Below are 9979 nucleotides of genomic sequence, written 5' to 3' on the forward strand. Positions count from 1 at the left end.
TTGCTGCGCCGACTTCCGGTCCAAGGACCATGCAAAGAGCGAGGGAAAGGGGCGAGACGCCCCTTTCCGGATCGTCCGGTCAGGCCTGGTCGAGCCAGACCTTGCCGTAGTCGCGCTCGAAGGTCGGGTGCATCTTGTAGTTCTGCACCGCCTTGACCGAATGGCTGTAGAGCTTGCGCCAATAAGGCTGGATGATAATGCCGGAATCCTGCAGGATCTGCTCGATATCCTTCATCATTTCCTTGCGCTTGGCGGCGTCGGCAACTGCCAGCGCAGCGTTGAGCTTGGCATCCCACTCCGGATTCGACCAGGCCGTCTCGTTCCAGGCCTCACCTGTGCGATAGCCGATCGCCAGAACCTGGACGCCGAGCGGCCGCATGTTCCAGTTGGTCATCGACAGCGGATACTTCGTCCAGTCGTTCCAGAAGGTCGAACCCGGCAGCACCGTACGCTTGACCTTGATGCCGGCGTCGCGCATCTGCGCGGCGATCGCGTCGCCTGTGTTCTTGTGCCAGTCTTCGTCGACCGTGATCAGTTCGTGGTCGAAATCGGCCTGGCCGGCTTCGGCCATCAGCGCCTTTGCCTTGGCCGGGTCGCGAGCAATCTTCGGCAATTCATAGTATTCCGGATGGATCGGGGCGACATGGTGGTTTTCGGCAACCGTGCCGGCATTGCCGTAGCCGAGTTGCAGGACGACATTGTTGTCGACCGCGAGCTGCAGGGCGTTGCGAACCTTCTGGTCGCCGTAAGGCTTGTTGGTCACATTGGTACGGCAGACGATCGTCGAGGCGGTGACGATCTCCGACTTCACCAAATCCATGCCGTCGAGGATCGACACATAGTCGGCCGACGTCTCGAAGTTGGTGTGCACCTCGCCTGCCTCGAAAGCGCTGACCATCGCCGCCGGATCGGTGCCGTAGTCGATGAACTCGATGCCGTCGAGGAAGACGTCACCATCCCACCATTTGTTGTCTTCGCGGCGCTTGTAGACCACTTTCTGGCCGACATCGTAGGAGACCAACTCGAACGGGCCGGTTCCGATCGGGCAGGACTTGAAGTCGCCGCCCTTCTCGTCGAAGGTCTTGTGGACGATAAGGCCGGGATAGTCGCACACGTTGGGAATGAGGGCGATATCCGGCTTGCTGAGCGTCAGCTTGACCGTGTGATCGTCGACCTTGGTAACCGCGCTCTCATCCAGCTTGTCATCCTTGACCAGCGAACCGAGGCGACCGGGCATGGAATTGCCTTCGGCTTTCTTGTCGGCCCAACGCTTGAGGTTGAAGATGACGTCGTCTGCGGAGAACGGATCGCCGTTGTTCCAGGTGACGCCCTTGCGCACATGCAGCGTGTATTCGGTAGCGTCGTCATTCACGTCCCAGCTCTCCAGCAGATAGGGGCGGAACGTGTATTCGGTGGTGTATTTGACCAGCGGCTCGAGCGCCTGGCGCTCGGCATTGGCGATTTCCGACCAGTCGGCCTTGCGCGGATCCTTCGGATCCTTGATCCATTGCGCGACCTTCAATACGCCGCCTTTCTTGCCCTGGACCTCTTCCGCCTTGGCCGGCGTCGGGTCTGCAAGGCCAAGCATGCCATAGGCCATCGCCGTCGACGCGCCGAAGACGCTGGCGAGAGCTAGAAATTCGCGACGATCCATCTTGCCTGCCTTGGCGTCTTCGGCCATGGCCAGGATGTGATCGGGAACGCGGTCGCCGTTACTCTTGTAGATCGTCATGACTTACTCCCATTGTTGGCTTTCTGCCTTTTAACATTCCGCATCCTCGCCATGATGTCAAAGACGGCAGGGATTGGGAACATGCCAAGGAATGTGCAACTTTGAAAGCAGGGCGGTTCGCGCGATAACGACAGTCTTGGCGCAAATTTGCTACTGCGCCAGGGATTTCGTCCGAAATCCCCACAGGCAATTAAACTGGGACATTCGCCGCTGCGCCACTCGTTCTCAGGCAACCAGTTGTTCTGCGCGAACGGCCGGTTTCAATATTCCCGTTCGTAGAAAACACCGCCTTTTGCTTCGCCGGCGTCGGTTGCCTCGCCACGCAGCTTGACGCCGCGCCCAACGTCGAGATCGACGGTTGCCTTGCCCGAGCCCGGCCTGTCGCCCTTCTGGATCGTCACATAGGTACGGTCGTTGAGATACTTGCCCGCCGAGACGGCGGTGCCACCCTGTTCATCGGTGATTACGTCGAGATCGTCGACGCCGATTGCGCTGCGCAGGTTCTGCAGCAGTGAGGTCGAGCCGCCGACGCCGGCCAGTTGTCCGGCAGCCTCGGCAAGCTGCGCGATCTGCAGCGGCGACAGGTTCGACATCGAACGGCCGAAGATCAGCTGCGCCAGCACCTCATCCTCCGGCAGCGCGGGTACCGAGGAGAAGGTGAATTTCGGGTTGTTCGCCTCGCCTGACACCACGATAGTCACAGTGGCGCTGGTCGTCTTCGACTGCGCCGTGAGATTGAGGTAGGGCACCAGAGAGCCGGAAAAGCCGACGGTGCCTTCCGTGAAGGTCAGCCGCTTGGCAAGGATCGTCAACCGCCCGCGCCGCAAGGTGAAGGTGCCGACCGCCTGGGGTGACGATGCCGGGCCGGTCAGCCGCAGCGAACCGCCGAGCTCGGCGTCGACACCCCTGCCCTGGATGAAGATCTGGCTCGGCGCATTGACTGTGACGTCGAGATTGAGGCCGCTGCCGCCGCCACCGCTGCTTGCAGCGGCCGGGCGCAACGCCTTGTCCTGCGCACGCACGGCGGCCGGCGCATTCTTGTGCTTGACGTTGAGCTCGGCCAGCGAGCCGGGCAGCTTTTCGGGTACGGTGATGACGGTCTTGGCCAGGTTGACGGTACCGGAAATCACCGGCGCGGAGGTGAGCGGTCCCTTGACGGTCAGGTCGCCGCCAAGATTGGCGGTGACCACCTTGCCGTCGGTATAGCGGCCATCGACGAGCTTGACCGACAGGTCGGCCGGAAAACCTTTTGCCGGATCGATGCCGACGGTGCCGCTGGCCGAAAGGCTGCCGCGTGTCGACAGCGTGCCGGTCAGGCGGTTGATCCTGGCCACGCCATTGCCAATAGCGACATCGGCAGTGATGTCGTTGATCGCAAGCCCCGATCGCGCATCGACCAGACGGGCGCCCGACGTGCGGACCGTGCCTGAGATCACCGGCGACGTCGCCGGGCCGCGCACCTGCACATCGACGTCGGCCGTGCCGCTGAGGGACAGGCCTTGCGCGGCGAGTGTCCTGGTGAGGAAGGCGAACGGCACCTTGCCGGAAAAGTTGAGATCAAGGGTGGGCGCGCCTGATGTCGTCATCGTGCCGCCGCCCTTGAGGCCGAGGCCGGCGGCATCGCTCATGTTGGCGTCGAAGGTCAGTCTGTTGCCCGAATACGTACCTGAGGATGAAACGCCAATGCCGCCGAAACCTGCACCACGGGTCTGCGACGTCTGAACGCCTGCGGCGTCGATCTTGAAGGCAACGGCCGGATTGGCCGGCGCGCCCGTCACCTTCACCGTGCCCGAGATGGAACCGGCGGCATCGAGGCCCGGCGAAAAACTGTTGGCTATCGAGATCGGGACGCGGGCCAGCGTCGCGTTGAGGTCGAACGCCTGCCCAGCCTTGCCCGTGACCGTCGCCGTGCCGCCGCCGAGGTTGAGCACCAGCCTGTCGAGGCTGGTCACTCCATTGGCGATGTTGATGGTCGAGGCCTGGGCGATGGCCGCCTTGATGCCGCGGATGGTCGCCTCGCCGGAGGCAAGTTCGACCGTCGTCGTGCCCTTGACCGCCTTGACCCGGCCGGCCGCCCTCAGCGGAATATCCTTGACGGTGGCGCCACCGGAAAAGCCGGTCCATTCGCCGTCGCGCTTGAGATCGACGTTGACGCCCCGAATAGCCGTTCCGCCGGAAGTTACGCTGTCGGCACGGATTTTGCCCGAGATCACCGGTGCCGCCAGATAGTTGGCGATCAGCGCATCGATGCTCACGGCCTTGGCCGAGACATCGCCGCGCGAGATCGAGGCCGTCGTCGCCTTGACGGCGACTTGCGGCACGGTACCCGCCTTGGAGAAGGCGATCGTGCCGCGCACATCGCCATCGGCCTTTTCCAGTGCCAGGGCCGCAAGCGGACCGATATCGGGCAGGTCGAGCGCCACGGTGCCGGCCGGAACGAAGGCATCGTCGAGCGCCAGGTCGCCGGAGATACGGTTCTTGCCGAGCGACAGCAAAAGCCCGTTGATGGCGCGTTTGCCGTCCGATGTCGCCAGCACGGCGCTGCCCTGCAGCGGTTGGCCGCCGACATTTCCGGTGAGTCGCACATTCGCAGCCGGGTTGGCGGCATCAGCCTTGCCGGTGGCAGTAAGCTTCAGACCGGTGATCTCGCGCGCCGCGACCGAAAGCCTGTCGCTGTTGACAGTCAGCGACAGATCCGGCGCGATGCTGGCGCCTTGCGCATTCAGCGCGAAAGAGATGGCGCCTTTGGCGTCCTTGGATAGCAGCGAGACGTCGCCTAGCGCGCCTTTGACGTCGGCGCTGAGCTTGTTGTCGGCAAGGCTCGCCTGGCCGCCTGCCGTCAGCGAACCGGACGACAGCCTGACGGTATTGGCGGTGACACTGCCATTGGCGTCCCGCTTCAGCGCGGCACTGAATTGCGTTCGCTCGGCGAGCACGCCACGCACCGCCGCCGGCAGCGCCGCCGAGGCGGCGTCCGCCTTGACATTGAGGTCGATGGCGCCGTCGGCCAGCGAGACCCGCCCGTTGAAGCCGCTGTTCAATGCGTCGCTGGTCACCGTGCCGCTATCGATGACGATGGCATCGGCGGCAAGGCTGCCGGCGAGTTTGGCGGTGACCTTGCCGGCGATCAGCGGCGCGATAGTCGGATTGTCGATGCCGATTTTTTCGGCAGTCACGGTGCCGGAGATCGGCCCGCTCCGGGCTTTCACGTCGAAGCGATCGGAGTGCAGCGCAAGCGTGATGCCCTCGATCATAGCTAGATTGGTGGCGGCCGATGGCAGCGTCGCGGAAATGTCGAGCTTCGGCTGGGCGCCCTGCCCGGCCGCCGTTAGCGATATCGCCTGCAGCTCGAGCTTGATCGGGCTCTCCTTGCTGCCAAGCGACAACGGCAGGCTCGGACCGGTAGAGGCCAGGTCGAGCGAAAAATCGCTGGCACCGTTCGGATTGAGGGTGCCGGCTGCCTTGCCGGAGATTTTCTCGCCGGCAAGCGTCGCCTGCTCGATGGCCAGGCCGCTGGCCGACGAGAAACGGCCTGCCGCATCGAGATCCAGCGGCCCGAGCCCAGCCTGCCGGGTCTGGCTGGTTTCGGCGCCGCTGAGCCGGGCGGTGAAGCGAATATCTGGGGCAGCCGACGATCCGGTGACCTGCGCGGTGCCGCTGAGCGCGCCCACGGCATCGAGACCCGGTGAAAAATCATTGGCAAGCGCTGCCGGCACCGCCGACAAGGTGGCAGTGAGATCGAGCGTCTGGCCAGCCGTACCCGACACGGCAACCGAACCACCACCGACACCGAGCGCCAATTTCTCTATGCTCACCCTGCCATTGGCGATTGTCAGCGCTGATGGCTGCGCGACAACTGCCTTGATGCCGCGGATGGCCGCCTCGCCCGAGGCAAGCTCGATGCTGGTGGTGCCGTTCGCAACCCTGACCCGCCCGGACGCGCTGGCCGGAATGCCGGCGACCGTGGCGCCGCCGCTAAAGCCGGTCCAGTCGCCATCGCGCTTCAGGTCGGCATCGATGCCGCTGATCACCGTGGTTCCGGAGGTGATCGTGTCGGCCTTGATCTTGCCGGCGATTGCCGGTGCTTTGAGATAATTGGCGACCAGCGCGTTGACGGCGATTGTCTTCGCCGCCAGTTCGCCGCGCGAAATCACGGCGCTCGTCGCATCGATCGCGACCGTCGGCGCTCCGTTGTCGTTCGCAAAGCGGATGGTGCCGCGCACGTCGCCGGCGACCGACTGGCCTGCGAGTGCGGCCAGCGGAGCAATATCGGCGGCATCGAGGGTCAACGTGCCGAGCGGCAGCAGGTTGTCGTCGAGCCCGAGGTCGCCGGAGACCTTGTTGTCGGCTAACGAGACGGCAAGTCCATTGATGGAGCGCTTGCCGTCGGTTGTGACCAGCGATGCCTTGAGGTCGAGCGGCTGGTCGTCGACCGAGCCGGTCAGCGAGACATCGGCGGCGGGACTGGCGATATCGGCCTTGCCGCTCGCGGTCAACTTGATCTGTTTCACCATATGACCGGACGCCGTCAGGCTGTCGCTGTTGGCCGAAACCGAGAAATCCGGTGCGCTGCGCGCGCCGCTTGCGGTCAGGGCGAAACCGACGGCGCCGCCGACCTTGGCGCCGGCCAGCGGCGACAGCACTGACACGTCGCCGAGCGTGCCCTTGATATCGGCCCGGATATCGGTGCCTTGCGCACTAGCGGTGCCGCTGGCGCTAAGTGTGCCGGAGGTGAGTTGCAATGCGTTGGCGGCGAACGCACCGTCCGGGTCGCGTGTCGCGGTTGCGGAAAACTGAACGCGTTCGCCGAGAACCGAGCTGATCTGCGGCGGCAGCGCCGTCGAAGCCGCGTCGGCATTCATCTTGAGCGTCATCGACAGATCGGCAAGCGCCACTGTGGCTGTTACGGACGCATTGAGCGCGTCGCTGCGTAGCGTGCCTTCGTCGACGACAATCTGTTCCATGCTGACGGAGCCGGCGAGACCGGCGCTGACCCTGCCCGTTATCAGCGGCGCCAAAGTCGCGACGTCGGTGTTCAGGCCGGCCGCCGTCAGCTTGATGGTGACCGGCCCGCTACGGTTCTGGATGTCGAAACCATCGGAATGCACTTGCCCGATCAGGTCGTCCACCCGCGTGCCGCCCGCCACCACCGAGACCAGCGACGCGCCGATATCCACCATCGGCGCCTTGCCATCGCCGAAAGCGCGGGCCGTGGCATCCTTGATTGCCACGGTTATCGGTTGCGCCTCGCTGCCGAGGCTGAGCACGATCGGCGGCCCCTTTGCGGCGAGCTTCACCGAAAGGTCGCTGGCGCCGTTCGGATCGACAATGCCGGCGGCGGTCGCGTGCAAGGCGCCGCTGTCGATATTGGCGCGCTCGACATCGACGCCGCCGGCCGCGGTCGCCGTGCCGGCGAGGTCGAAGGTGGTCTTGCCGGCAAACAGCGGTTTCAGGGTTTCGGGCAGGAAGCGCTCGAATTCGCCATCGCCGTTGGCCTCGACATAATGACCCTTGTCGGTGAGCTGATGGCGACCGGTAAGCTGGGTGACGATCCGGCCGTCGACAACGAAGGTCCCGATGCCATTCCAGTTGGCGAGCGGTCCGGTGCCGGAAACGACAATGTTGACCGGCGGCGCGCCCGGCAGGTTGAGCAGGTTGGCGATGATGCCGCCGGCCGGCTCGGATGCCTTAAGGTCGAGGTCGAGCTTGTTGTCGGCCGGCGCGAAATGGGCTTTGGCGTCGACCGTGCCTTGCTTGCCGTCGTGGCGAACGATGTTGAGGTTGGTCTCGATCGCCAATGGAGAGGCGTCCGCCTTGAGCGCTCCCTTGGCTGCAAGTTCGGCGACACCGCTGCCGGCCAGAGCCTGCCCGAGCGCGATTTCGGGAAGGTCGAGTTGCCTGACGTCGATGGAAACCGGCAGCGTCGTCGCTCCGCTTTGGCTCGGCTGTGTATTGGCCACCGGCAGCCTTGCCAACTCGATACGCTCGGCCCCAATGCGATCGGCGCTGAAGCTCTTCGACAGGAGTGCCAGCGGCGACCAGTCGACGGCCACGTTGCGCGCCACCATCCAGGCGCCTTCGCGATCCTCCAGAACGACATGATCGACCCTCAGCGCGCCCGACCAGATGCCGTCGATGCCGACGACAGTCACCTTGCGGTCGCCGGTCGAGGCCATGGTCGAGATGATGCCGGCAAGGTTTTCGCGGCCGCGCTCGGTTTTGGTCAGCACGACGAGCGCCCCCACCGCCGCTGCCACGACGATGAGCAGCGTGTAGAAAAGAATACGGAGGATGCGCCTGAATATTGCCATCAGAATGCCTGGCCGATGCCGGCATAAATGCCGAAATGAGGATCGTCAGGACCGCGGTTGAGAGGCACCGCCGCGTCGACGCGCAGCGGCCCGAACGCCGTCAGATAGCGCAAGCCTACACCCGCGCCGACCTTCATGTCCGAAAAATCGGGGACCTGCCTGGTCGACACCGTGCCGGCATCGACGAACGGCACGACGCCGATCTTGTCGGTGACGGCGATGCGCATCTCGACCGAGGTCTCAAAGAAGGAAAGCCCGCCGATCGGTTCTCCATTGCTGTCCTTCGGGCCGATGCCTTGATAGGCATAGCCGCGCACCGAACCGCCGCCGCCTGAGTAGAAGCGTCGATCTGCCGGAACATCTTGAAGACTGGCGCCGATGATGGAGCCGATGGCGACACGTTCGGCGAAAACGAATTTCGAGGCCGAATCGAGTGACTGGTAGGCCGACCCCTCGCCCTTCAGCTTGACAAACGCAGCCCCGCTCAAAATGTCGTAGCTCGGCTCGCCATAGGCCAGCACCCTGAAGCCCCGGGTCGGATTGAGCTTGCTGTCGCGATTGTCGTAGACATATTGCAGTGGAATGCTGGCGATCAGATAGGTGTGCTTGCCGAAAGCGTCGTGGATCCTCGAATAATCCAGCGCGACCTGCGCGGAAACCGTCTGCTTCTTGTCGAGTTCGTAGGACAGGCCGGTGCTGCCCTTGACCGAGAAATGGTCGTAGGCGTCGGGGTGTTCCAGCACGGTATTGACGCTGGCAATGAATTTCGACGCCGGCCCGACCACGCCCGGCTTTTCGAACATGACGCCGGCATTGTAATTGAGCTGGGTCAAGTCGTTGCTGCCGATGCCGCTGATCTTGCCGTCGATGCGCAGCTTTTCGGCGCGGCCAAACAGATTGCGATGCCCCCAATAGCCTTCGAGGCCCAGCCCTTCGGTGTTTGAGAAGCTGCCGCCAATGCCGAAATAGCGCGGCTTGCGTTCGCTTACCTGGACACCGATCGGGATGTTGCCCTCGGCGTCCAGTGCGTCGGCTTCCTTCACCGTCACGCTGTTGAAGACCTCGAGCCCGAGCAGCCGGTCGCGCGCATCGTCGATCTCATCGGGCGAATATTGGCGCCCGCGCTTAAGGCCGGTCATATATTCGGTGAAGTCGCGGTCGACCTTTTCCGTGCCCTCGACAGTGGTGTCGCCATAGCTGGCGACCGGGCCGGCCGCGACGGCAAGCGTCACGTCGAGCGTCGAACCGGCGTGCTCGGCGACGATCTCGCGGCCCGTCACCTTGGCCAGCGGCCTGCCTTCTTGCTTGAGTGCCCGCACGATCGCCGCCTCGGCCTTGAGCACGGCGCCCGAACTGGCGTCACCGCCGGCGATCAGACCGAAATCGGCACTTGCCAGCCCCGCCGCATCGCCTTCCAGTCTGATGTTGCCAAGCGTGAATTTCGGCCCGGCTGCTATGCGTATCACCACCGGTATCGGCTGCGGACCCGAAAACTCGGCATCGGGCGGCAGATCGTCGAGCGGCTTGCCCTGAATAGTGATGGTGACGACACCCTCGTAGCGGGCGTCAGTGTAGAGTGCGGCAACAAGTTGCTCACGGTCACTGCGCGCCTTGGCCAGTAGGCCGAGAGAACCGGATACCGGATGTTCCTCGTCGGCCTTCAGCGCCGAGGCGTTTTCGAGCTTCTCGGCGAGATCCTTGTCGGCGTCCGGCGCCTCGATCGTCACCGCATAGCGCAGCGGGTCGACGATATCGGCATCTTCGTCTTTGGATCCCCACAGCTTGATGCCGAAAATCTCGAAGGCTGCCGCACTTCCGGTTTCGGCAACAAGTGCCGTAGAGCACAACAATGCGAAAAGCAGGGCGCGCGAAAGCGCGCGCCGTGGCGCGGTTCCTCCCGACATCTGCCTTTCATACGCCGGCATTACGCTCCTAG

At 64.0% G+C, this 9979-nt stretch carries 3 protein-coding genes; all 3 read right to left on the minus strand.

Features of this window, described 5'->3' with window-relative positions:
* Positions 1-79 precede the first annotated feature (79 nt).
* The 3 genes from NKH49_RS22170 to NKH49_RS22180 all read right to left on the minus strand — a co-directional run bounded on the left by NKH49_RS22170 (position 80) and on the right by NKH49_RS22180 (position 9968).
* Positions 80-1732 (minus strand): ABC transporter substrate-binding protein, encoded by a 1653-nt coding sequence (locus NKH49_RS22170; RefSeq protein WP_352927845.1) that lies wholly within the window; start codon positions 1730-1732, stop codon positions 80-82.
* 260 nt (positions 1733-1992) lie between these two features.
* Positions 1993-8043 (minus strand): translocation/assembly module TamB domain-containing protein, encoded by a 6051-nt coding sequence (locus NKH49_RS22175; RefSeq protein WP_352927848.1) that lies wholly within the window; start codon positions 8041-8043, stop codon positions 1993-1995.
* Positions 8043-9968, minus strand: a complete 1926-nt coding sequence (locus tag NKH49_RS22180) for an autotransporter assembly complex protein TamA (protein WP_352771326.1) — start codon at positions 9966-9968, stop codon at positions 8043-8045. The genes NKH49_RS22175 and NKH49_RS22180 overlap by 1 nt, the downstream gene beginning before the upstream one ends.
* Between the last annotated feature and the right edge of the window lie 11 nt (positions 9969-9979).

This window comes from Mesorhizobium sp. M1088 (genome assembly GCF_040318575.1).
Classification (GTDB): domain Bacteria; phylum Pseudomonadota; class Alphaproteobacteria; order Rhizobiales; family Rhizobiaceae; genus Mesorhizobium.

Excerpts from the sequence above, each read along its gene's own strand:
- NKH49_RS22180 (WP_352771326.1), bottom strand. The coding sequence starts at position 9,968 with ATGCCGGCGTATGAAAGGCAGATGTCGGGAGGAACCGCGCCACGGCGC.
- NKH49_RS22175 (WP_352927848.1), bottom strand. The coding sequence starts at position 8,043 with ATGGCAATATTCAGGCGCATCCTCCGTATTCTTTTCTACACGCTGCTC.
- NKH49_RS22170 (WP_352927845.1), bottom strand. The coding sequence starts at position 1,732 with ATGACGATCTACAAGAGTAACGGCGACCGCGTTCCCGATCACATCCTG.